This is a genomic window from Actibacterium sp. D185-2 (assembly GCF_054954595.1).
Map to the genome: position 1 here is coordinate 1 of NZ_JBPWNX010000022.1, position 23,545 is coordinate 23,545.

Genomic DNA, 23,545 nt, shown 5'->3' on the forward strand with positions numbered 1-23,545 from the left:
ACGATGCGCCTCACTGAAGACAACCATCCGTGAGGCAAAATTGGCGCGGGATGGAGCAGCCCGGTAGCTCGTCAGGCTCATAACCTGAAGGTCGTAGGTTCAAATCCTACTCCCGCAACCACTTTCGTTATAACTCTCTGGAAATCCAGATATAACAACGGCTTACAAGAAATACAGCCCCGCACGGTGCCCCCGTGACGGGGCTTTTTCTTTAGAAAGCCTCGAAAATGGGGGTGGGTGTGACCTGAGCGCGCGGTGTTGTGGAGGGATATTTGGGCATTCGGCGTGACCTTGCTATTCAAGGGTAAAAGGGGGATAGGGGTGCGACACAGCTTGGATGGTGCAATCTCACCCATTCCGCCTTCGGAATGCTTCCGGGCTCATGCCGGTATGTCTTTTGAACGCCGTTGAAAAATTGCCGAAATTCTCGAAGCCGAGATCCAGCGCAATTTCGGTGATCGATTTCTGGGTCCCCAGCACCAGTTCCACCGCTGCGGCCATCACCGTGTTGTGGGCAAACCGGCAGGGCGTCTCGCCAAAGCTCTGCTTGAATGCGCGCTGGAAATGGCGCCTGGACAGGCCCGCCGCTGCTGCCAGTTCGTCGACGTTGAATTCCTGCCGCCCATGTGTGCCGATATAGTCCAGCGTGAGGCGTTGCTGAGCACTGGTCAGTCCGCCCGCAATCGAAGGCTGCACCGTTTCGCCTGCGCCGAAACACGCCAGCAAGTGAATGACAAGCTGCGTGGAGATGGCCTCGGCGCATGCCCGGAGGTGATGCCCTTTTGCGCCGATCTTACCGCAAAGGGCCGTGCAGAGGCTTTGCACGAGCGCGTCGCTGAGCGCGGCCTGGGCGCGCAGGCGCGGCGCATCGCCTTTGAACTGCTCGCGAACGACGCGATCCACAAAGTCTGGCGTGAACGTAATGATCGCCGCACGCTGCTCCCCCTCCCACGCCACTTCCATTGGCGTATGTGCGGGCACGATATGAAACTGACCTGCTTCGACGCGATGGCGGGCGGGTTGCAATTCATACGGCCCGCGCCAATCGATCTCGAAGGGTTCATCCTCATGCATGATCAGGGTGACTTGCGGAGAGACCAGGCGCGCGCCTTGCGGATTGGGATGGAACAGGTAGCGGTTGATCACTGCGGCCGGATTGACAAAACGCCCGAGAAGCTCTGCGAAGGGCAATGGCGCGTCTGCGGAAAAATCGATCATAAAAACATCTGACATACCACCCCCATGAATGCATAAATCCACTTGGGGCAGGCCGCCCTTAATATGACAGGCAACCTGACTTCCAATATTGCAGTCTACTTATGCAATCATGGCGCGAATACGGCAATTATGGGGAAATGTCTGACAAAATCTGTCGGATTTACTTAAAATTATTTGAATATTCGTGGCGCAATTTCAAAAGCTGCGACCCTTTCGCAAAAGCGAGCCCGTCGTTTGCTATCGATAATCATCGATAGGGCGGACGGAAAACACCCCATCGCCAACAAGCATTCTTCCGTCTGCTGATGATGATCACGGCAAGGAGGAATGCTGCCATGTCAGAGGAGAAACCCGAACCGGGCATAAGTCCAAGCGCCGACTGGCGCGAACCCGAACACTATAATCCGTTACTTAACAGCGACCGGCATTGCTGGGCGGGCGAGTGGCTGCGAAGGAACCCGGCGTTCCTCGCCGACCTGCGGGAAGCCCGATGCAGCCCGCCCGATGAATCCGGACACATCCTTTGCGATCAGGATTGCCGTCTTTCCCGCTGGGGCGTTCGCTGTTGCCGGATCGATGGCGAGGCGGTGTTCTTCTGGCTGCCGGAATGCAATCCGCTGGTCTTGAGTGTCGAGGCCGAGCCACACGCCGAAAAGTCCAACGCCTTCGATTGCCGCCAATGCCCTTTGTTCCGCGCCGTCGTACGCGGCGATGACGGCCAGCATCTCCTCTTCAGCGACGGCACGCGGCATCTGCAACTCGCGGTGACGGAGGGCGACGCGCTCAACGGCCCGGCCCTGCTGAGTTGCACGCTTTGCGGCCTCAAGGATTTCGAGGTCAAGCCGCTGCCCCTACAGCGCTTGTGCCGCCTGGCGCGCAGCGGACGGTTGCTCAAATCCCTTTACCCACCCGAACGCCGCGCCCGCCGCTGGACCCTGATGCTCCGCGCCTTTGACGGGGCGGAGTTCGGGGCCAGCCAGCGCGACATCGCGGCGGTGCTGTTCGGGGATCGGGCGGTCCGGGAGGATTGGGAGGCCGGTTTCCTGCGCACCCGCGTTCAGCGCCTGCTCTCCGGCGCGAGGACCATGGTGCGGGGCGGCTACCGGCGGCTGCTGGACCCAGAGGAAAAGGGGCGTTCCGGGCAGGTGAAGGGCTGACGGCCAGAGAGAGCCTGTCTGCCTGCAACCCGAAAAGGAGACTTCCCCATGTTTCAACTTGTCAAAGGCAGCGCCGTCATCGGCATTCTGTTTTTCGCCTTCGTGTCCTTCTGGCCCGCGCTCGACAGTGAGCACAAAGGCCCGGCCCGCGTTATCGATGCAGATACGATCGAGATCGATGGAAAAAGGCACCGCCTCTATGGCGTCGACGCCACGGAGATCGACCAGATCTGCCATCGCCGCGACGGTGCCGTATGGCCCTGCGGCAGAGAGGCCGCCGCCGCGCTCGCTAAATTCCTCGAAGGCCGGACGGTCAACTGCGATATCTGGCAGGGCAATACCCGCGACGCCTATGGCCGCTTCATCTCGATCTGCTACGCGGGCAGCGACAATCTTTCGGCCTGGGTCGCCAATGAGGGCTGGGCCATCGCCGACCGAGACGCCAACCGCCTCTATAACTACACCAGCCAGGAAGGCATGGCGAAATTCCTGCGCAAGGGCATCTGGGCTGGAACCTTCGACCCGCCCGCCGAATGGCGACGCGGACAGCAGGCGGGAGAGCGGCCATGAACGCGCTGTTCCCGCCGCCGGCCGATACATCCACCGTTAAGCTGCGCGTGCTGTCGCTCGGCGCCGGGGTGCAGTCCACCACGCTGGCGCTGATGGCCGCCCATGGTGAGATCGGGTCGATGCCCGATTGCGCCATCTTCGCCGATACTGGCTGGGAGCCGCGGGCGGTTTATGAGCATCTCGCCTGGCTGACGTCGCCAAATGTCTTGCCCTTTCCCATACATATCGTCTCAGACGGCAATATCCGCGACGGACTCGTGAACGGCGCGCAGGGCGAACGCTGGGCTTCGATCCCCGCCTTCACCAGATCCGCATCGGGCAAGGTCGGCATGATCCGCCGGCAATGCACCAAGGAACTCAAGATCGTGCCGATCCGACGCAAGGTGCGCGAACTTATCGGCATCGCAGGGAAACGCTCGCCGGACCATCCGGTCGTCGAGCAGTGGGTCGGCATATCCTTCGACGAGATCGTGCGCATGAAAATGTCGATGGAGCCCTGGCAGGTGAACCGTTTTCCGCTCGTTGAGATGGGCATGACACGCCGCGACTGCCTGCGATGGCTGGAGCGGAACGGCTATCCCGCGCCGCCGAAAAGTTCCTGCATCGGCTGCCCCTATCATAGCGACAGTCTATGGCGGCAGATGCGCGAGGAGGATCCCGATGCCTGGGACGATGCCGTCGTCATCGATCGAATGATTCGCACCGGTTTTCGCAATCTGCGCGACGAGGTCTTCCTGCACCGTTCTTGCCTGCCGCTCGACGAAGCCGACCTCGACACACTGGCGGACAAAGGGCAGCTCGATCTCTTCGCTGACGAATGCGAAGGGATGTGCGGCGTGTAATCGTGTCCCATTTCTTCGCCTCGGTTAGACTGTTGCTTTGCTGGGGAGTGGCCGTTCGCTACGTTTGGCAAAATGGCAGAAGTGCGGACGAAGATGGCTTTGGATATCCTGTAGCTAGCAGACATACTAAAGAGTAGCCTCCTTTAACCTACAGCCAAGCTGTTCACCGGGTCATTAAGAGGAAGATCGGCCGGATGGATATAGACAAGTACTTCGAGAGTGTCAGGGAATTGGCGAAGGTCGCAAACGAAACCGGCGCACAGGTTCACGAGTTGATCGAGAACCCGAGGCAGCATAAGGCATTGGTCTCGGCGTCAATTAACTTTCGTATAAGCCTGTTGTCTTCCGAAGAAGAAAATGGGTTGAGCGGCTATCTTGCAATCGGATTCTTCACAGGCCGACCACGTCGGGAACGTCTCGCGGCCTTCGCAATGACTTTCGAGGTTGGGCACGAGGCGACCCGTCTGAATGTCGAGAAGCAGTGTCAGAGATACGACCGGACACAGTTGCTCTTTCAAAACGTACCTTCGCTCTACGACAAGATTCGACAACGAGAAAATGGGAGCCGAGACTGCGAACTGATCGACGTCAAGGCCGTTAGCTCGGTGTTCGGCAGCGAAATCTATAGTGCTGGCAGTGGATTCACCAAACTGAGCCCATTTCTCAGTCCAGGCATCATTAACTGGGCGCAGAAGGAGTGGTCTTCGGCGCCAATCTTTGTCCGCCTTGACGCCGACGTGTTCGCTACAGCGCAGCCGCCGCAGTTGCTGACCGAGGCTACGTTGGTGCCCGCAAATCCGCGTTGGCTTAAGAACTTTAGCCTCCGCAGGGGTATGAAGGATTTCGCATCGTATGCGTTACAGGACCGGCCCGTGTCTGCCGGGACGGCGGAATACTGGGACTATCATGTCCGGCATCTGCGGCGGCTTGAGATCCACGTCGAGCGTCGCGAGGAGAAATATCTCTCCATGATGATCGAAGAGCTGCCCCGGGTCGACGATCCAAACGGTTTGATGATTGGCCGCTGCATCCATCTCGACACCCGCGATCCTGCACTTACGTCGCTAGGTCAGGTGCAGATGCAGCATCTCGATTTAGCAATCAATGTCTATGCCGGAGATGATCGGCGGAAGCGCTTCGATCAGAGCCTTCAGAATGGAAAAGTCCAGAACGCGACCTTCCGGACGCATCTTTTTCGGATCGAAGACACGCCCTTCGTATCGCTATTCACGTTTTGTGAAATGTTCTTGAAATCGAAAATTCTGCTAAGTGAATGGTTGAATGAGCTAGGCGCGTCGTAATCTTTTCAGCACTTTGATAGCAGTACTGCCGAACGCTGCATAGCAATCCCGTGCCACGTCCTTACCGTCGATGCTCAGAGCCGACATTCTGAGAGGCTGAGAGGTGTGGTTCCAGCCCGACGACCTCGGCGGTGACCAGCCATTTGCCGCATTCATCGTGGACTGCCGCAATAGGTTGAAACCGGTTATTCCGTCTCGGGTTCCAAGCGCGGGGTTTTGACCGCCAGTGGTGGGCGGCTGGGCCTGGAGAGGAAGAGGAGTTTGGTTTTTCCATGAACGGGTTGGAAGGGGAAAGAAGGCTTTCCTCGCCCGTTCTGGAGAAACCGACATGGCAAATCCCAAAAAAATCTCGCTGTCCCAGTCCCGGGACATTCCGTTCAACAAGCTGGTGCTCTCAAACCGGAACGTCCGTCGCGTGCAGGCGGGCGTGTCAATCGAGGAACTGGCCGAGGATATCGCCCGGCGCACGCTGTTGCAGTCCCTGAGCGTGCGGCCCGTGCTCGGCGAGGATGGCCAGCCCACGGACCGATATGAGGTGCAGGCCGGTGGCCGTCGTTACCGGGCGCTGGAGCTGCTGGTCAAGCAAAAGCGGCTGAACAAGACCGCGCCAATCCCCTGCGTCATCCGCGAAGACGGCATTCTCGAAGAGGACAGCCTCGCTGAGAATGTCCAGCGGCAGGCGCTCCATCCGCTCGACCAGTTTCGCGCGTTCCAGTCTCTGAAAGATCAGGGCCTCTTTGAGGTGGACATCGCCGCGCGGTTTTTCGTGACCCCGCAGATCGTCAAGCAGCGGCTGAAGCTGGCGTCGGTGTCGCCGGTGCTGCTGGAAATATATGCCGCCGACGAGATGACGCTCGACCAGCTCATGGCTTTCACGATCAACAATGACCATGCTCGGCAGGAACAGGTCTGGGAAACGGTCAAGCGCGGCTACAATGACGCGCCTTATTACATCAAGAAGCTGCTGACCGAGAACACTGTTGCTGCTCGCGACAAGCGCGCCCTGTTTATCGGCCTCGATGCGTACCAAGCCGAGGGCGGCACCGTGCTGCGCGATCTGTTTTCGCAGAACGATGATGGCTGGTTGCAGGACGTGGCGCTCCTGGAACGCCTGGTCGCTGAGAAACTCGCCGCCGAAGCCGAGGCGATAAAATCCGAAGGCTGGCGCTGGATTCAGATCGCGCAGGAATTTCCCTATGGGCATACTGGCGGTTTGCGTCGCGTCATGGGCGAAATGCAGCCTCTATCGGATGAGGAGCACGCAAAGCGCGAAGCCCTGCGCGATGAGATGGCTGAGATCGAAGAGCGCTATTTCCAGGAAAGCGACGAGGACCTGCCCGAAGAGATCGACAGGCGCCTCGCCGAGATCGAGGCAGCACTCAGCCAGCCCGTCATCTACGATCCCGCTGAGATCGCCCGCGCGGGTGTTTTCGTCAGCATCGACAGCGACGGTCGGCTCAAGGTCGAGCGCGGATACGTCCGGCCCGAGGACGAGGCGCAGAATGAGGCCGACGTCGATGCAGCCGACGCCTTCGTCCGCGATCACGTCGAAATCGTCCATGTCGGTGCCGATGGTGAAACGCGGCAGGTCGATCCAGTCACAGCGCTTTCCGGCAATGGTCACCCCGCCGAGGAGGAGGAAGACGGTATCAAGCCGCTGTCCGACCGGCTGGTCACGGAACTCACCGCGCACCGGACGCTGGCTTTGCGCGACGCGCTGGCGGGCGATCCGGACATCGCCTTCATCGCCGTGCTGCATGGGCTGGCGCTCCAGACCTTCTATCGCTACGCCACCGATAGCTGCCTGGAGATCGCATGGAAAAGCAGCGGCTTTTCTGTGCAGGGGCCGGACCTGAAGGAATGCGCCTCGGCGAAGGCCATCGATGAGCGGCACGCAGAGTGGGAAAAGCAGCTTCCCGACGAACCCGATCTGCTTTGGGAATTCCTCTGCGACTTCGATCATGATAGCCGCATGGCGCTGTTTGCCCATTGTGCCTCGCTCACCGTCAATGCGGTTCATGAGCCCTGGAACCGCGCGCAGGGGCGCCGGCACCATGCCGATCAGCTCGCCTGCGCCCTGTCGCTCGACATGGCCACCGCCGGGTGGAAGCCGACCGCTGAGAATTACCTGAACCGCGTGCCCAAGGCGCGGATTCTGGAGGCGGTGACCGAGGCCAAGGGCGTTGCCGCGGTCGAGCTGATCGATCACCTCAAGAAATCCGACATGGCCGAGCAGGCGGAACGGTTGTTGGCCGATACCGGCTGGCTGCCGGAACCGCTGAGGACGTTCGGTGTCGATCCTATGGCGGCCACGGTTGCAACGGAAGCGCCGGAGGCAGACGTTTCTGCGGCGGATCTGCCGGAATTTCTCACCGCCGCCGAGTAAACCTTCCGTCAATTCTTATCCATCACGGCCCGGATTGCCCTAGTTTTGCGCGCCTTTGTCGCGCGGGGCGCCGGGCCTTTCATTTATGGAGGCTCATATGCCGACCGTCATTGAAACCACCGTCTTCACCTTCGATGAACTCACTGAGGCCGCGAGGGAACGCGCCCGCGAATGGTATCGCGAAGGCAACCTTGATTATGAATGGTGGGATTGCACCTACGATGATTTTTCCGCTATCTGCGGAATTCTGGGCGTCGAACTTGCAACCCACCCCGTCCGGCTGATGGGCGGCGGGACGCGGCAAAAGCCCTGCATTCAATTCCGAGGTTTCTGGAGCCAGGGCGATGGGGCCTCTTTTGAGGGCCGGTGGCGCTATGCCAAGGGCAGCGTGGCGAAGATCAAAGCTTATGCGCCCAAGGATGCCGAATTACATGACATCGCCGCGCGTCTGAACGCGATTCAGCGGCGCAATTTCTATCAGCTCTACGCCATCATCACCCAGCGCGGCCACTATTGCCACGAGAACACGATGCAATTCGACGTGCGCCGCGATGACGCTGAGGCGACCGCAGACGCCGAGGACATCATCACTGATGCCATGCGTGATCTTGCCCGCTGGCTCTATGCGCGGCTGGAGACGGAATACGAGTTCCCGAACTCTGACGAGATGGTCGAGGAAAGCATCACCGCCAATGCCTACACGTTCACCTGTAACGGTGAGCGGTTCGGATGAAAAGTAAGAGGAGTTTCCGGGAAGGGTGAACGGAATAGGTGAGAGAAAGCCTGTTCCGGTTCGGTTTTCAAACCCTCAACCCGGAGACATCCCATGAATTATGCTCTACCCGCAGCGGCGGTGCAACCCACCGTGCCGTCCCGCACGCCTGAGAATACTGCAAGCTGCATCCTCACCGCCGCCAACCGCATCCTTGCCGGTCTGGAGCGCGGTATTCAAATCGAAACCCGCATCCTGCGCCAGGCGATGGAAGAGACGTTCGGTGGCTCGGACGCCGAGGGCTTCTGGTCCTGGAAAGACGCCTATGAGGCTTGCGAGGCGGCGCAGGTGCTGTTTCTGCGCAAATATGGCCGCGCCATGCAGGAAAAGGCGGCATCGCCCGCCGCGCTTCTATCGATGATCAGCCGCATCGCTGGTTTGCTTCCGACGCATACGCGGCGCTCGGAGGAATCCCAATCTCTGCAACAATTCTCAACCCCGGCGCCGCTGGCATTGGTCGCCGCGATTGCTGCTGGCATCACCGAAGGTGACGTGGTGCTGGAGCCGTCTGCCGGGACCGGCCTGATGGCCGTCTTTGCGGAGATCATGGGCGCCCGGCTGGCGCTCAACGAGATCGCCGAGACGCGCGTTTCTCTGCTTCGATGGCTGTTTCCCGACGCCGTCACCTCCACCCATGACGCCGCCAGCATTGATGATCGGTTGACGGACGATGTTACGCCGTCGGTTGTCATCATGAACCCACCTTTCTCGGCGGCGGTGAATGTGCAGGGGCGCGTGTCTGATGCCGATTTCCATCATGTGCGTTCGGCTCTGGCGCGCTTGCCGGATGGCGGGCGGCTGGTGACGATCACCGGCCATAAATTCCCCTATGAGCGACTGAACGGCGCAGTTCGCTTTTCCTGCATCATCGATGGCGCCGCCTATGCCAAGCACGGCACGACATTCGAGACCCGCCTCACCGTAATCGACAAGGTTGCGGATATTCGCGTCTCCCCGATCATGCCGGCGGCGCAAACCACCGCCGAGTTGCTGGCCAATGTCACCCTTCATGTGCCGCCGCGCATGAAGGTGGAGGGCGAGATTGGTCTTGGCGCGGTGAAGGCGATCTCGCCGATCCGCCGCGCTCCGGCTGCGCCCAGGCCGACGGCGATCTCTTCCGCCCCCGATGCCACTGAGATTGCCTATGAGCCGACCGAATGGACGTCCGCCCAAGGCGCGGATCTCGCCGATAGCCTCTATGAAGGTTACGCGCTGCAATCCATCCGCATCGAAGGCGCACACTCCCACCCGACCAAGCTGGTGCAGTCCGCCGCTATGGCCTCGGTCGCGCCGCCGCAGCCGAGCTACCGGCCGCATCTCCCCACGCATATAATAAAGAGCGGCGTGCTTTCCGACGCGCAGCTTGAGAGTGTCATCTACGCTGGGGAAGCCCATTCGCGTCACTTGGCCGGATCATGGACGCTCGACGATACGTTCGACAATATTCATGCCGCCGCTGACGATGCCGAAAACGCTGTTTGCTTCCGGCGCGGCTGGTTCCTTGGCGATGGCACCGGTTGCGGCAAGGGGCGCCAGGTCGCCGGCATCATCCTCGACAACTGGATCAAGGGCCGCCGCAAGGCAGTCTGGCTCAGCCGCTCCGACAAGCTCCTCGAAGACGCGCAGCGCGATTGGTCGGCGCTCGGCATGGAAAAGCTGCTGGTCCAGCCCTTGTCGCGCTTCAAACAGGGCACACCGATCCGCCTGTCGGAAGGCATCCTGTTCGTCACCTATGCCACCTTGCGTTCCGCGGAGCGGGAGGGGAAAGCGTCGCGATTGCAACAGGTGCTTGATTGGTTGGGGGTGGATTTCGATGGCGTCATCATCTTCGATGAGGCCCATGCGATGGCCAACGCCGCTGGCGGCAAGGGCGAGCGCGGCGAGGTGCTGCCCTCGCAGCAGGGCCGCGCAGGCCTTCGCCTGCAACGCGCGCTGCCCGATGCCCGCGTGGTCTATGTCTCGGCGACCGGCGCGACGGACGTGCGCAATCTCGCCTATGCTGAGCGGCTCGGGCTTTGGGGTGGCGAGGATTTTCCCTTCGCGAACAGGGGCGAGTTTGTTCAGGCCGTCGAAGCGGGCGGTGTTGCGGCGATGGAGGTGATGTCGCGCGACGTGAAGGCGCTCGGGCTCTATACCGCGCGGTCGCTGTCGTACGAAGGCGTCGAGGTGGCGATTGTTGAACATGCTCTGACGCCCGAACAGGTTGCCATCTATGACGGATACGCCGCCGCGTTTCAGGTCATTCATACCCATTTGAATGAGGCGCTGGAGGCGGTGAACATCACAGGCGAAACCGGCACACTCAACGGTCAGGCGAAGGCGGCCGCCAAATCGGCTTTCGAGGGCGCGAAGCAGCGGTTTTTCAATGGCTTGATCACTGGCATGAAGGTCGTGACGCTGATCAAAAGCGTCGAGTGCGACATTGCCGCTGGTCATGCCCCGATCATCCAGCTTGTCTCCACCGGCGAGGCAGTGATGGAAAGGAAGCTTGCCGACATCCCCGCCGAGGAATGGCATGACCTGACCATCGACTTGAGCCCGCGCGAGGTCGTCGGCTCCTATTTGCAGCATTCGTTCCCGACCCAGCTTTATGAGACCTACACGGATGATGAAGGCAATCTGCGTTCGCGCCCCGCGTTCGATGCCGAGGGAAACCCGATTCAATGCAAGGCGGCATTGGCGGCCCGTGATCGGATGATCGAGCAACTCGCGACGCTCGATCCGGTGCCGGGTGCCCTCGACCAGATCATCCAGCATTTCGGGACGGATCAGGTGGCGGAAGTGACGGGGCGGTCACGCCGTATTGTCAGGAAAGACGAACGGCTTTGCGTTGAAAACCGTCCGCCTTTGGCGAATCTATCGGAAACCCAAGCCTTTATGGATGATGACAAACGCATTCTCGTCTTCTCCGACGCCGGCGGCACCGGGCGCAGCTATCACGCCGACCGGGGTGCGAAAAACCAGCGCCTGCGCGTGCATTATCTCCTGGAAGCCGGCTGGAAGGCCGATGCCGCCATCCAGGGGCTTGGCCGCTCGAACAGGACGAACCAAGCGCAGCCGCCGCTGTTCCGACCTATTGCGACGGACGTGAAGGCGGAAAAGCGCTTCCTCTCCACCATCGCCCGCCGCCTGGATACGCTGGGCGCCATCACGCGCGGCCAGCGCCAGACCGGCGGTCAGGGGCTGTTCCGCGCCGAAGACAATCTCGAAGGAGATCACGCCCGGGCGGCGCTGCGGCAGTTCTACATGTTGCTGGCACAGGGCGGGATTCAGGGTTGTTCGCTCCAGCGCTTCGAGGAGGCGACCGGCCTGTCGCTGACCTTCGAGGGCGGGACGCTGAAGGAGGAACTTCCGCCGATCACCACTTTCCTCAATCGCTTGCTGGCGCTGCCCATCGCCATGCAGAACGATTTGTTCACGGCGTTCGAGGAGTTGCTCAACGCCCGGATCGAAGCAGCTATCACGGCGGGCGTGCATGACGCCGGGCTGGAGACAATCCGTGCCGAGAGTCTGATCGTCACTGATCGCCGCACCGTCTGGAAACATGACAGCGGTGCGGAAACCCGGCTCTTCACCATCGAGCGCAAGGACCGCAACAAGCCGATGTCCGTCGATGACGCATTGGCCCTTCGTGATGGCAAATTGCTGGTCAATGAACGCTCGCACCGCGCGGCGGTCAGGACATCGGCGACCAGCCTGATGCTCGATGATGGCAGTATGCAGCGCCGGGTACGCATGATCCGGCCCATGCAGCGCGACATCATGTGCGTCGAGGATTTTGCATCGAGCCATTGGAAGGAAGCCGACGAGGCGCAGTTTACCGAGGTCTGGAATACCGAGGTCACCGCAATCCCCGCGTTTTCGACCAGCACGTTCCATCTGGTGACGGGATTGTTATTGCCGATCTGGCGGCGCCTGCCGGAAAGCAACGCCCGCGTCTATCGGTTGCAAACCGACGATGACGAGCGGGTGATCGGACGCATGTTGTCGCAAATCGAGATGGAGGCCGTCTGCCGCAATCTCGGCATCGACGCGCCGAAAATCTCAAACGAAGACGCCTGGGGGCTGATCATGGACGGCAAGGTCACGGCCCATCTGGCCGATGGCCTGTCGCTGCGCCGCGTTCGCATTATGAACGACAGCCGCGTTGAGTTGACCGGCTTCACCTCCGGCCTGGTCGATGCCCTGAAGGCGCGCGGGCTGATGTCGGAAATCATCAACTGGAAGCTGCGGCTGTTCGTGCCGGTCGGTGATCGGGGGCGAATGATTTTCGAAAGCCTGCTCGACCGCTGGGCGCTGACCCAGATCGCGGAGAGGGGATGAGCCATGTCCAGCGCTTCCGATCTGGCGCGCGGTCTCGGGCAAAATGCCGAGGCCGTGTGCCGAACCTATCTGCCCAAAGGTCGCCGTCAAGGCCGATACTGGCTCTGCGGCGATGTGCATGGAACGCCGGGCCACAGTCTCTATGTCCAGCTTTTCGGCGAACGCGCCGGGAAGTGGACGGATGCATCTGAAGGAACGCATGGCGATCTCTTGGACCTCATCATGGCCAATTGTGGCCTCGATTTCCGTGCGGCGTGTGATGAGGCGCGGGCGTTTCTGCGAATGCCAATTGTGCCCGCGAAGCGCACGGAAGTACCCGCTCCGGCTGGATCGTCTGAGGCGGCGCGGCGGCTCTATGCCGCGTCGGGTTCGATCCGGGGCACGTTGGCGGAAGCCTATCTCCGCCAGCGCGGCATAGCTCTGCCAGCGGATGCTTCCGCCCTGCGGTTTCATCCGCGATGCTATTATCGTGCGCCGGAGGGTCGCCAGATTTGGCCCGCGCTGATTGCCGCCGTCACCGATGGCGCTGGTAATGTGACCGGTGTACATCGCACATGGCTTTCACCGGATGGCGGTAAAGCGCCGGTCGATCAACCGCGTCGCGCGCTGGGACATCTCGCCGGAAACGGGGTTCGTTTCGGTACCGTGACCGATACCATGGTGGCGGCGGAAGGGTTAGAGACCGCCCTGGCGCTCAAGATGATCATGCCCGACATGCCGGTCATCGCTGCCCTCTCGGCTGCGCACCTCGCCGCCCTGATTTGGTCGCCGGACATCTGCCGGCTCTATGTCGCGCGCGATAATGACGAGGCCGGGCGGCTTGCGTTGGAAAAGCTGCGATCCAGAGCCACCGAGATCGACATCCGCGAACTCGTCCCACGGGCAGAGGATTTTAACGCTGATCTCCTGACCCTCGGTCCGGATCGTCTGCGGGGCTGGATCGGGGAGCAACTCGCCCCGGACGATAGTCATTTCCTCATTCACGATGGGCGGCAATGCGCATGATGGTTTCGCCATCGGGCCGTGACGGGGTAAGCATTCCGGCAAGCCTCGCCGTTCGCAAAGGGGCCGCGCCCCGGCCTTTCCAAAAAGGGGTATCTGCCAGCGCCAATCGGCTTTGCAACGGCTGCGCCGTCCTTCACTGCGTTGCGGCCCTGACGGGTGCAAACCCGCTTTGCGGCGCTGGCGGGCGATCCCCGGAAAGGCCGCGGGTGGCGCGGCCTCGCAAAACGGGAGACCCCGCCATGACGCTTCATAACCCCTTCATTGAACCCTTCGACGACGAGCCCCATCACACATCATCGCCAACCGCCCATCTGCTCGATGAGTTGCAGATGTATGGTTATCGCCCCCATGGCGACGAGCCCGATCCGCGCCCGCTGCCTGAAGCCGCCCGCGCCGAACAGGAGATCGAGAACGCCTTCGAATCCCTGACCGCCCTGATGGCTGACACACGGCTCGAAGACGATCTCGACGATGTGCTCTGGAATCTCGTCAACATCTTCCACCGCAAGATCGCCAATCTCGACCGCGCGCTCGACGACAACGAGCAGGCGCAGCGCCGGATGCAGCGTGAACAGGACGGCTCGGAGGTCAAATCCGTCGAGCTGGAGCGAATGACGGCGCAGGGCATTTCGATCATCGAGCGCCGCAATGCGTTCGAAGCCTTCCGCGACATCGGCGCATCATGGTTCGAGAAATACACCTTCTCCGCCTGGAAACCGCGTTCCGGCTCGATGGCCAATCGCCAGACGATGACGGCGAGCATGATCGACAGCCGCGATTTTATCGCCGCCAAACGCAAGGCCGAGATCGAGCCGCTCTTGCCCACCGGCCCGCGCATTGCCTTCACCGGCGGCATGGAGTGCAACGACCACACCCGCATCTGGGATGCCCTCGACAAGGCGCATGCCAAACACGCCGATATGGTGCTGATCCATGGCGGATCGCCGAAGGGAGCCGAGAAAATAGCCGCCTGCTGGGCCGATAATCGCGGCGTCGCGCAGATCGTTTTCAAACCCGACTGGAACCGCTTTAAGAACGCCGCGCCCTTCAAGCGCAACGATCAAATGCTTGATGCAATGCCCATAGGCGTCATCGCCTTTCCTGGCTCCGGCATCAGTCAAAACCTAGCTGACAAAGCCCGCAAAATGGGCATCAAGGTCTGGCAATGCGAGGGCGGCGCATGATGCGCCGCTTATCTCAATATTTCTGTATGACGACTATGCGCTGTCATTGAGCGACGCTGCGCCGACCGTCCGATGCGGCCATCTTCTCAGTGTCCGGCTGCTCCGGCGGAAATAGGTCGAGTCCGTTATTAATTACCTCACCGCGATAGAGACCTCTCATCGTGGTGAGGAATTCGCTTTGCCCTCCATAACTTGGGTGCCGGACCTTTTGAACGAGGTCTTCGGAAAACACACCTGACAATACGGTGTAGGCATCATTCCCAATGGCAATGATCCTTTTCGGCCTTAGATATTCGACCATCTTCAGCAAAATTTCTGCTCCGGCCTTACGCTCTCGCGCATTGTGAGCGCGGTTGGAAAACGGATCGCCTTCGACGAACGGGTGAAGCGGAAAAACATTCCAGAGAAAAACCGGGACCTTCACGCGAAGCAGAACGTCCCAGATTGCCGCCGCCGTTCTTTCCGCAACCGGCTCACCGCATGTCGGGCGCATAGGTTCGAGGTCCCAGCGAATAAGATGGTGGGAAAAATGAACGTCATCGGTGAGTGCCAGACCTGTCCGGCGACCGCCCCGATAGCCAAGATCGCGCCCCACCCATATGGCATCAAGCTCTGCTGCTGCGGCACGTTCCAGCATCTCTGCAAGGTAGTAGCGCCGCAATTCGGGGGCTTCGACAGCATCATAGATCGGGCAGCGGTCGAAATACGGGTTAAACGTGTTCTCGAATTCCATCAGCTTGAGGGCATTCAAAATGTCCTTTGAACTCATGCAGCTTTTCCTCCCGGCGGCTTGTAACGCAGCGTCCGCTCTTTCCTGTTCCCGATGACGATGCCACCGCTGTTTTTGCGCATTTGACGAAACACATCGTACCCTTGCAGAATCGCATTCTCCCAAAGATGAAGTGGGCATTGTTCGACTTCGTAGCCCCGCACGAAGTTTTGGACCGCCTTAAGCAGGTCGAACGAAACGGATTTCTGCCCATCGAAGAAATTCAGGGACTTGGCGTGCGAAAAGATATAGGCGGACAGGCCTTCATCGATGACAATCGCACGGCCGCTGTCCTGTGCCTCGTCAACATCTTTCCTGCTTTTGCGCTTATGTTTGATCAGGGCACGGAATGTCGGCGACCAGTGAAGAACGGCGGCATTGGCGAAGTGGAAAACGTCGTGAAAACGGTAGCCGTCGGGATCACCGATATTGTCGGATAAGGGGTCGCCAATGAACACGCCGTGCCACCGCAGATAGCTTCGACCGTCTGCACGTTGGGTTATCTCAATCTCGAACTCGCGTGGAAGCTGCTCTTCTTCCGGAAAGTTAGCATCGAAGTCGGGCAGATCATCAGGAGACGGCGCGATAAAACGACCGCATGTTTTCGCAATATTCCCGTTCAGAACAGCAGCGAAGGACACCCGCGAGGCCTGCACTGCCTCAATGTATACCCTGATGAACTCCAGCAACAGCGGCTTTGCCTTCGCGGGGTCCATATCCATGCTGAGGAGACGCGCTGACTGCTCGCCAAGGCGCAGCAATATAGAATCGAGCGGCGCGAGATCGGCTGTGCTGATGACCTTTGCAACCGGATTGCTCGGATCGCCGTTCGCGGCCACGCCTATCGTGAAGCCATTGCCTTCAAGAACCTCCGAGAAAAGGTCCGAGAGATTGACCTTCAGCCTCCTGCACAGAGCGGTCACATACCAGAGTGTGTCACCAAGCTCTTCCTCGACATCGCGCATATAACCTGCAAATGCGCTTTTCTCCCTGTGCAGCTTCTTGGACGTGCTCATCACACTGCCCACTTCGCCAAACAATCCGAGCAGGATTGGTGTTACCTCGGCATCTGCGAAACGGTCCGTCGGGGCGACTGCGCGCTCATATTCCGAAAGCAGGACATGTGTGCTGGGCGGTGATCCGTTCATCTCGGCTTCCTCGCTGCCTCAACCATATCGAATGGCCGTCCCTGGTATCCCTTCACGCCGAGCCCCTCCAGCCAACTTTCAAAATCCGCGATAGTGGCAGCCTCTTCGATCTTTTTCCGCCCCCTGCCGGAAAGAACAAGGCCGGCATCCTTTAAGGCCTCTGGAATCTCCGGACCTTCCGCACCGAAATAGACGAAGTCATCACTGATCAACACACGGTCAATAGACGTGTCCCGGTTAATATGCTTCTGGAATTGCGATCCGTTTTCCTTGCTATGATAGGAATTAAGCTGCTTCCATCCGCCGCCCTCTATCGGACGATAGATGTTATCGCCGCAGGCCATCCGGTAGCTGCCGTAAAGGTTCGGCTTCTTCTTTTCGAAGCGCGGATCGCTCCAATATTCGGCAAAGGTCAAGGCTTCATGCACACGCATCGCATAGACAAGAAAACCGCCGCGTCGCACGCCCCTCCTGTTACTCCCTGTACCGACGATCCAGTCGCCAAGAGATGCACGCTGCCTGATATCCGGCTTGCAGGTTGCGAGCGTGCAGAAGCCGTTAAACGGGTTTGGCGCAAAGCCACTATCATAGGCGACGATATAACTGTGAAGGATCGGCACGTCAGCTACGTCAACCGCAAGGATGTCGGCGAATAGGCCGGGGGTCGCAGGGGGTGCCGTCCGGTGTCTCGAACTGCTCATAGTCGCCATTTATTGCGTCAATTATCTTTTCTGCATTCCACCCGACAAGGGCATGCCCGTATTCATCCAGCGCCTCCGGCACTTCGCAGCCGTTGGCACCGCGCTCCCAGACCCCGACAATGGTTTTGTCCTGTTTGTGCGCGCGCTCGATCTCCCAGTTCACCCATTCGCTGTTCTTGGTTTCGGGTGAGATGTAGACGATCATCGTGCTTGCCCAATCGATTCTCGGGGCAAGTATTTCTGACTTGATGTACTCGGGCGACTTGGCATTATTCGGCCGGTCAGAATTAATCGAACTGTCCCGTACCTCCATGCCCTTGCTCTTGAGTAGGTTCTTGAGGTCGGTCAGGCCGGCATCGTCCTTGTGGACGTGACTGATGAATACATTTTTGGTCTTGTTGCTCATCGGTGCTATCCTTTCAGCTTGACCATATATGGTAACTTTGCTTGCAGATTACACTAAATATGCGGATAGTGCGAGCGGAGATCATTCAGCCCACGAAAGGAGTCAGATGCTACCGCCGATCCTTGAAATCTTCGTTGTCTGGCACCCGGAGGACCGCCGTGGAACTGACTTCGCCACGGCCATCTTCAACCACTTCATGCAAGGGCCGACGTTTTCGGGTGTGATCGGTGGTGGTGTGCAGGTATCTCTGCGAAGCGCGGGATGGGAAGGTCCCGGCACTGCGCCCAGACCGGTATATGATGAGGAAAGCCCCGCGCCGAACGGCATACGGCCTGCGAGCTTCGTTGCGGTGGTCCCACTCCTTGGCACAGAGATGGCGGCCTCTGCCGAAAACCCCGGTTCTCAATGGCATGGGTATGTAGCCGCGATACAGGATATGCACGCATCCGCGTCGGATCGCATTGGCGTGTTTCCCTACCTTCTGGATGCAGGTGCAACGAACGGCACCGCGCTTGGCCGGATACTGGGCGGCTTTCAGTTCATCGCCGCAAACGATCCGGACCGTAACGGCGAGGATGTTCACAGCATTCTTTGCCGCGATCTGACGCAAGGCCTCGCACAGTTGATTTCACCGGATGAGATGGACCGGCTGACCGCGTTTATCAGCCACACGAAACGGCACAGCCATATAGAGGGCGAGGACGTTGATGCGCTGGTCGATCTGGTGCGCGAAGTCATACGGAACACGCGCCTCAATGAATTCTTCGATGCGAATGATCTGCAACCGGGCACAGATTGGGATGAGGAACTGCGAAGGAAGTCGGGCACAAGCGCAATGCTGGCTTTGCGCACAGACCTCTATTCCAGCCGCGAATGGTGCCAACGCGAAGTGGTTATCGCAAAGACCCATGGAATGCCGGTCATCATGATGGACGCCATCGGCTATGGCGAAGAACGCGGGTCGTTTTTGATGGACCATGTTCCCCGGATCGCAGTCAGGAAGTCGGATGGACGGTGGCAGCGCAAGGATGTTTACCGCGCACTGAATCTTCTGGTGGATGAATGCCTGAAGCGTGCGCTTTGGATGCATCAAAGGGAGCTTGCGCGCGAACGTCCCGAGCTGGATGTTGCATGGTGGGCACCGCATGCCCCTGAGCCGCTAACACTTTCTCACTGGATTGAAGGGTACGTTGCGCAGCAAGGAGACGATCCCAACGGCGGTGATATCCGCATTCTTCACCCTGACCCCCCGCTCGGACCGGAAGAACGGGATGTGTTGATCAACTATGCACGGACTACACGTCTTGGGCGCGACATTGACATCATGACTCCGCGCCAACTCGCTACGAGAGGCGGATGAGGATGACACAGGACCCAAACCGCACAGAACTTCTTCCAGCAGATGCACTAAAGGGCAAGCGTCTGGGCTTTTCGGTATCCGATAGCCCGGACCTCGAACGCCTTGGCCTCCTCGATACCCATTTTCGGATGACGCTTGGAGAGCTGGCACGCACCGTCGTCATCGCGGGGGGTACTCTATATTACGGAGGTCACCTTCAGCTTGAAGGAATCACAAACTTTCTCATTGAAGAGCTGCACCGATACGGGCGACGCGACCGGCCCCTCAAGGTATGCCTCTCTTGGACAGTGCACCGCGCTATGACCCCGGAACAGATTTCAGAACAGAAGGATTTTCTGGGCCTCTTCGGCGAGATATATTTCCTCTCTGCGGACGGTGAAAGACTTGATGGCCCGATTATTGAGACGCCAGTCAACGAGCCGACTGATGACGAGCGATCCCGATCCCTGTCGGGGCTTAGAGCCTATATGACCGCGAACACTGATGCGCGTATAGTGATCGGTGGAAAGCGCGAAGGCTTCCAGGGCGCTATGCCCGGCATCTTCGAAGAGGTGCTTTTTGCGCTAGAACGTCGCCAACCGCTCTATCTCGCGGGCGGGTTTGGCGGCGCGACACTTGATGTGATCCGAAAGCTTCGCCCGGCATTTGCCGAATGGTTTCCGCCTGTGCAGAGTCAGCCCAATCCCGACGAACGGGTGGTCAACGGCCTTGAGCGGATCGGCGAGGTTGCGGCGGCTGCAAGTTGGGACGGATATGAAAACGGCCTGAGCGACGATGAAAACCGTCTTCTTGCCGCATCCTATCGTCCTAGCGAAATTGCGGCGCTTGTTGGCAAGGGGATGGGGCAATCATTGATCTAAACGGAACTTGACGTCGAGATTAGTGACTACCTATGTGTTGCCGCTCAATCCAACGGAAGTCCGGAACGATTTCGATGCGCTTGGTGCTGACCTCACTTGGATCGCCGAACACGTCAATGTTGATTTCGGGTCAAATTCAGCCGATCAGCGTTGACGACGTGGGCACCCGCGCGGGTAAGTGTCCCGCGCGCCGGGCTGTCGTGAACCGAACCCGCTGTGCGGTTTCGGCCCTTCGGGCTTCCATCCCTGGTGCTTTGCCCGCGTTCGCGGGCGGGCGGCGAGTCGCTGCTTCCTCCCTGAAAAGCCCCGTGCCCCAATTGATCTGGTGAGGCCGGGACGGGGCGGGAATGGCTATGCGGTGATTCCTGTAGGCGGTGTGATGGGTCGTCTTGCGGGCGTGCCCAGCTTGGGCTTGGGCGGCGCATCTGGGGTCGAAATAGCGCGGCGGATGAGGATTGCGGCGGTCTTTGCCGCGTGTTTTGGTGTGTCTATCCGGCTTCATTTTCCGTATCGTGCCACCGGCAATTAGGGCGAGGAAGGGACATTTTGAGGCTCATCCTTGCACGGAAGAATGCCTCTCCGGCTGGCGGTGGCGGACATTCGAGTAACCGGTAAAGCTGTCAGGCAAGGCGGTGAAAGTTGCGGGCGACAGACCATTCGTCTCCCTGTCCCGCTATTCATCGAGGACCAATCCCTGCTTGTCTCTTGACGCTTAAATCCCGCGCCGGTCCGTTCAACCCTTCGGTCGGAAAAATTTCCCCTGGCCTACGGCCATTCCTCGCGAGGCAAATTTCCCCGCCCGGCGGGTGCTCCGCTTTGCTTCGCCCTTACAGGTGAACCGCCCGCCTTTGCGGTCTTTTCGCTGGTGACATCGCAGGGATGGTCCCGCGATTAACAGCATAGGAGACTTATCATGGCTATCACCCTTGGCGCCTTCACCAAATCCGCAGACGGCAGCTTCACCGGCACGCTCAAGACCCTCAACGTCACCGCCAGCCTCGTCATCGTCCCCGTGGACAAGATGAGCGAAAACGCCCCCGATCATCGCGTCTATGCCGGCAACGGCAACCGCTACGAAGTCGGCGCGGGCTGGAGCCAGATCGCCAAAACCAGCGGCGAGACCTACCTGAATCTCAAGATCGGCGCGCCGGAATTTGGCCCCAACTGGGTGCGCGCCCGCCTGGTCAAGCTGGAACAGCCCGGCGAAGACGGCACCACCCATATCGCCCTCTGGGAGCCGCGCGACCGCTAATCCGGTTTCCCTCAAAGCCCCGCTGCGGATCGACCGTGGTGGGGCTTTTCTCATGCTTTCGCGCCTGTTGAACCGCTGGAATTGATGCGGAGTTTCCTGCGGAAACGGGCTTTCCGTCTCGATTTCTTCAGTATGCCACCCGGCCAAACGCGAGCCTCAAGGCTGCGCGGTACCCCCAAAATGCTCTCGCATTTCGGCTCCCCCACGCCCCGCTTCGCGGCGCTGACGCGGCCTTGACCCTCGCTATCCGGATGACCGCAGGGCGCGTTCTCGACGGGAGAACGGCTCAATCATCAGGAGATTTTCACCATGTCACGCATCGATATCGCCATCTGGATCGAACTCTTGGACATCGAATTGCGCGGGGGACTGCCCGCAGATGAGCGCGCATGGAGCCGCGCCAAGATCGCCGAATTACAGGCCCAGCTCAATGCGATGGAGGAAGCGGAAGGGGCATAGCGCCCCTTCTTTCCGCGCGTTTTCTTCGACGGCAGCCATGTCGCGCGCCGCCACTTTCGCGTGAACGAAAAGGGCGGCGAAAGAGGGGGCTCGATTTCGATACCCCCCGTTTTTCGAGCGTCCCGCGACGCGCCCTTGCTCGCCATCCTTAGCCCATTCACGCCGAAAGGAGCTAACGATGCAAGACGATCAATCACGAGCGAGCGAGGCTAAAAAGGGCAGCCCGTTTCTCACCACGAGAGAGGCCGCGCATTACCTCAGCCTCTCCTATCGCACACTTGAGAAGATGCGCCTCACCGGTAATGGTCCGCGCTTTCGCAAGCATGGCCGCTATGTGCGTTATCACATCGCCGACCTCGACGCCTGGTCAGAAGGGCGGCGGCAAAGCTCCACATCGGATGGGGCGCGGTGATGAAAAAAGCCGTCCTCCTTCCCCTTGTTGTCGCCATATCCGGTGTGACGCTGATCGGCATTTCCGCCATCGTTCACGTGCCCTTGTTGGTCTGGAACGCTTCCGCCAGCGCGCCGATTGGCCTCTATCGCGTCACATCCGGTGCGCCGGAACGTGGCGATCTGGTGCTTATCTCCCCGCCAAAATCCATCGCCAAACTGGCCGCCGAGCGCCGCTATCTGCCTGCTGGCGTGCCGCTGATCAAGCGCATTGCGGCCATAGGCGGCGATGATGTTTGCGTCTTTGACGGCGCGATCATCATCAACGGCAAAATCGTTGCCCACCAGATTGAGGCTGACAGCAAAGGTCGCCCCATGCCGCGCTGGAACGAGTGCCGCGCACTCGTCGGTGACGAATTCTTCCTGCTCCTGAAGCCTGCCGATTCCTTCGACAGCCGCTATTTCGGGCCGGTCCCGCGTGCCCAGATCATCGGGAGGCTTGCGCCGCTATGGACCGAATAACGCCTCTCATCATTGCCGCCGCCGCGATTATCTCCCCCGCTGAAGCGGCTACGCTTGACCAGTTTCAGGCGCATATCAAAGAAGCGTCACAGCGTTTCGCCATTCCCGCGAAATGGATCGAGGCCGTCATCATGGCCGAGAGCAATGGCGATCCCAAAGCAATCTCGCCCAAGGGCGCGATGGGCCTGATGCAGCTCATGCCCGGCACCTGGGAGGAACTGCGCGAGCAGCATGGTTTGGGCGCTGACGCTTACGATCCGCGCACCAATATTCTGGCAGGAACGGCCTATCTTAAGGCCATGTACGAGCGCTTCGGCAGTCCGGGTCTTTTCGCCGCGTACAATGCCGGGCCGGGACGTTACGCCGAGCATTTACGCACTGGGAATCCGCTTCCTGCCGAGACCCGCGCCTATGTCGCCGGCATCGAAAAGACGCTTGCAGATATGCCGGAAACCGTCGTCACGAATGCAAAAACCAGCCCGTCGTCCGCACAAAATTCGTCGCAAATCGCCTTCGATACGCGGCTGTTTTTCCCGATTTCGACGGGCGAAAACAGCGAAAATGCCGCGCGAAATGGCGAACTTTTCGTGCCGCTTTCCACCCAAAAACAGAACGAGAAATGAGATGAAAATGCCGCTTTCCGTTGCGATTTTCAGCGTGAGTTTTGCCCGGCGCTGCGGCCTTGCTGCTGTCGGGCTTCTTGCCTCGGTGGAGGATCGGTCGCTGGTGATCGTGGATGGTCGCGGGGAGGATGAAGAATGCTGTGTAAGGCAAGATAAAGCTCCGGCACCATCCGCGAGTGTCGCGGACGGTAAGCCTTTGTCTGCACATTGTTTTTTCTGGAGGCTGGATAGTGCCAAGCGCCATGCCGTAGTGCCGGCCCTCCGGCAACACGCTGATTTTCCCCAATATTTTTAACA

Annotated in this window: 22 protein-coding genes and 1 tRNA gene; 18 read left to right on the plus strand and 5 right to left on the minus strand. The window is 59.7% G+C overall.

Features of this window, described 5'->3' with window-relative positions:
- Positions 1-44: 44 nt before the first annotated feature.
- Positions 45-121, plus strand: a tRNA-Met gene (locus ACSR1C_RS18815).
- 227 nt (positions 122-348) lie between these two features.
- On the opposite strand, the gene ACSR1C_RS18820 is transcribed toward ACSR1C_RS18815, so the two are convergent.
- On the minus strand, positions 349-1,218 hold the full coding sequence (locus tag ACSR1C_RS18820) for a helix-turn-helix transcriptional regulator (protein ID WP_460260649.1): 870 nt from the start codon (positions 1,216-1,218) through the stop codon (positions 349-351).
- A gap of 335 nt (positions 1,219-1,553) precedes the next feature.
- Here ACSR1C_RS18820 and ACSR1C_RS18825 point away from each other — a divergent pair, with 335 nt between their 5' ends.
- From ACSR1C_RS18825 to ACSR1C_RS18865, 9 genes are all read left to right on the plus strand, one after another.
- A complete protein-coding gene (locus ACSR1C_RS18825; RefSeq protein ID WP_460260650.1) occupies positions 1,554-2,375 on the plus strand; it encodes a DUF2285 domain-containing protein in 822 nt (273 codons plus the stop codon).
- Between the two features lie 48 nt (positions 2,376-2,423).
- Complete coding sequence (locus tag ACSR1C_RS18830) at positions 2,424-2,945, plus strand: thermonuclease family protein (protein ID WP_460260651.1); 522 nt, start codon at positions 2,424-2,426, stop codon at positions 2,943-2,945.
- A complete protein-coding gene (locus ACSR1C_RS18835; RefSeq protein WP_460260652.1) occupies positions 2,942-3,787 on the plus strand; it encodes a hypothetical protein in 846 nt (281 codons plus the stop codon). The genes ACSR1C_RS18830 and ACSR1C_RS18835 overlap by 4 nt, the downstream gene beginning before the upstream one ends.
- Positions 3,788-3,981: 194 nt before the next feature.
- Positions 3,982-5,088 (plus strand): hypothetical protein, encoded by a 1,107-nt coding sequence (locus ACSR1C_RS18840; protein ID WP_460260653.1) that lies wholly within the window; start codon positions 3,982-3,984, stop codon positions 5,086-5,088.
- Between the two features lie 328 nt (positions 5,089-5,416).
- Complete coding sequence (locus tag ACSR1C_RS18845) at positions 5,417-7,474, plus strand: ParB/RepB/Spo0J family partition protein (RefSeq protein ID WP_460260654.1); 2,058 nt, start codon at positions 5,417-5,419, stop codon at positions 7,472-7,474.
- Between the two features lie 97 nt (positions 7,475-7,571).
- Positions 7,572-8,207 (plus strand): antitoxin of toxin-antitoxin stability system, encoded by a 636-nt coding sequence (locus tag ACSR1C_RS18850; RefSeq protein ID WP_460260655.1) that lies wholly within the window; start codon positions 7,572-7,574, stop codon positions 8,205-8,207.
- A gap of 93 nt (positions 8,208-8,300) precedes the next feature.
- On the plus strand, positions 8,301-12,569 hold the full coding sequence (locus ACSR1C_RS18855) for a strawberry notch-like NTP hydrolase domain-containing protein (protein ID WP_460260656.1): 4,269 nt from the start codon (positions 8,301-8,303) through the stop codon (positions 12,567-12,569).
- A gap of 3 nt (positions 12,570-12,572) precedes the next feature.
- On the plus strand, positions 12,573-13,574 hold the full coding sequence (locus tag ACSR1C_RS18860) for a DUF7146 domain-containing protein (RefSeq protein ID WP_460260657.1): 1,002 nt from the start codon (positions 12,573-12,575) through the stop codon (positions 13,572-13,574).
- A gap of 239 nt (positions 13,575-13,813) precedes the next feature.
- The gene (locus ACSR1C_RS18865; protein WP_460260658.1) at positions 13,814-14,758 is read left to right on the plus strand and encodes a DUF2493 domain-containing protein; all 945 of its coding nucleotides are present in this window, start codon (positions 13,814-13,816) and stop codon (positions 14,756-14,758) included.
- Positions 14,759-14,801: 43 nt separating this feature from the next.
- On the opposite strand, the gene ACSR1C_RS18870 is transcribed toward ACSR1C_RS18865, so the two are convergent.
- The 4 genes from ACSR1C_RS18870 to ACSR1C_RS18885 are packed head-to-tail and all read right to left on the minus strand — an operon-like array spanning position 14,802 to position 17,782.
- On the minus strand, positions 14,802-15,527 hold the full coding sequence (locus ACSR1C_RS18870) for a uracil-DNA glycosylase (RefSeq protein ID WP_460260659.1): 726 nt from the start codon (positions 15,525-15,527) through the stop codon (positions 14,802-14,804).
- Positions 15,524-16,675, minus strand: coding sequence for a hypothetical protein (locus ACSR1C_RS18875; protein WP_460260660.1), 1,152 nt, complete (start codon positions 16,673-16,675; stop codon positions 15,524-15,526). Before ACSR1C_RS18875 ends, ACSR1C_RS18870 begins: the two co-directional genes overlap by 4 nt.
- Positions 16,672-17,295: an Nmad2 family putative nucleotide modification protein gene (locus ACSR1C_RS18880; protein WP_460260661.1), complete on the minus strand. Its 624-nt coding sequence runs from the start codon at positions 17,293-17,295 to the stop codon at positions 16,672-16,674. The genes ACSR1C_RS18875 and ACSR1C_RS18880 overlap by 4 nt, the downstream gene beginning before the upstream one ends.
- Before the next feature lie 10 nt (positions 17,296-17,305).
- On the minus strand, positions 17,306-17,782 hold the full coding sequence (locus tag ACSR1C_RS18885) for a TIR domain-containing protein (RefSeq protein ID WP_460260662.1): 477 nt from the start codon (positions 17,780-17,782) through the stop codon (positions 17,306-17,308).
- A gap of 106 nt (positions 17,783-17,888) precedes the next feature.
- On the opposite strand from ACSR1C_RS18885, the gene ACSR1C_RS18890 reads away from it, so the two are divergent.
- The 8 genes from ACSR1C_RS18890 to ACSR1C_RS18925 all read left to right on the plus strand — a co-directional run bounded on the left by ACSR1C_RS18890 (position 17,889) and on the right by ACSR1C_RS18925 (position 23,543).
- A complete protein-coding gene (locus tag ACSR1C_RS18890; protein ID WP_460260663.1) occupies positions 17,889-19,142 on the plus strand; it encodes a hypothetical protein in 1,254 nt (417 codons plus the stop codon).
- Between the two features lie 2 nt (positions 19,143-19,144).
- Positions 19,145-20,002: a hypothetical protein gene (locus ACSR1C_RS18895; protein WP_460260664.1), complete on the plus strand. Its 858-nt coding sequence runs from the start codon at positions 19,145-19,147 to the stop codon at positions 20,000-20,002.
- A 913-nt stretch (positions 20,003-20,915) separates the two neighbouring features.
- On the plus strand, positions 20,916-21,254 hold the full coding sequence (locus ACSR1C_RS18900; protein ID WP_460260665.1) for a DUF736 domain-containing protein: 339 nt from the start codon (positions 20,916-20,918) through the stop codon (positions 21,252-21,254).
- A gap of 309 nt (positions 21,255-21,563) precedes the next feature.
- The gene (locus ACSR1C_RS18905; protein ID WP_460260666.1) at positions 21,564-21,713 is read left to right on the plus strand and encodes a hypothetical protein; all 150 of its coding nucleotides are present in this window, start codon (positions 21,564-21,566) and stop codon (positions 21,711-21,713) included.
- 178 nt (positions 21,714-21,891) lie between these two features.
- Positions 21,892-22,125 (plus strand): helix-turn-helix transcriptional regulator, encoded by a 234-nt coding sequence (locus ACSR1C_RS18910; RefSeq protein WP_460260667.1) that lies wholly within the window; start codon positions 21,892-21,894, stop codon positions 22,123-22,125.
- The gene (traF, locus tag ACSR1C_RS18915) at positions 22,125-22,625 is read left to right on the plus strand and encodes a conjugative transfer signal peptidase TraF (protein WP_460260668.1); all 501 of its coding nucleotides are present in this window, start codon (positions 22,125-22,127) and stop codon (positions 22,623-22,625) included. Before ACSR1C_RS18910 ends, traF begins: the two co-directional genes overlap by 1 nt.
- Positions 22,613-23,248: a lytic transglycosylase domain-containing protein gene (locus ACSR1C_RS18920; protein ID WP_460260669.1), complete on the plus strand. Its 636-nt coding sequence runs from the start codon at positions 22,613-22,615 to the stop codon at positions 23,246-23,248. The genes traF and ACSR1C_RS18920 overlap by 13 nt, the downstream gene beginning before the upstream one ends.
- Position 23,249: 1 nt before the next feature.
- Positions 23,250-23,543 carry a hypothetical protein gene (locus ACSR1C_RS18925; protein WP_460260670.1) on the plus strand — a complete coding sequence of 98 codons (294 nt, stop codon included), beginning with the start codon at positions 23,250-23,252 and terminating at the stop codon, positions 23,541-23,543.
- The last annotated feature ends 2 nt before the right edge of the window (positions 23,544-23,545 follow it).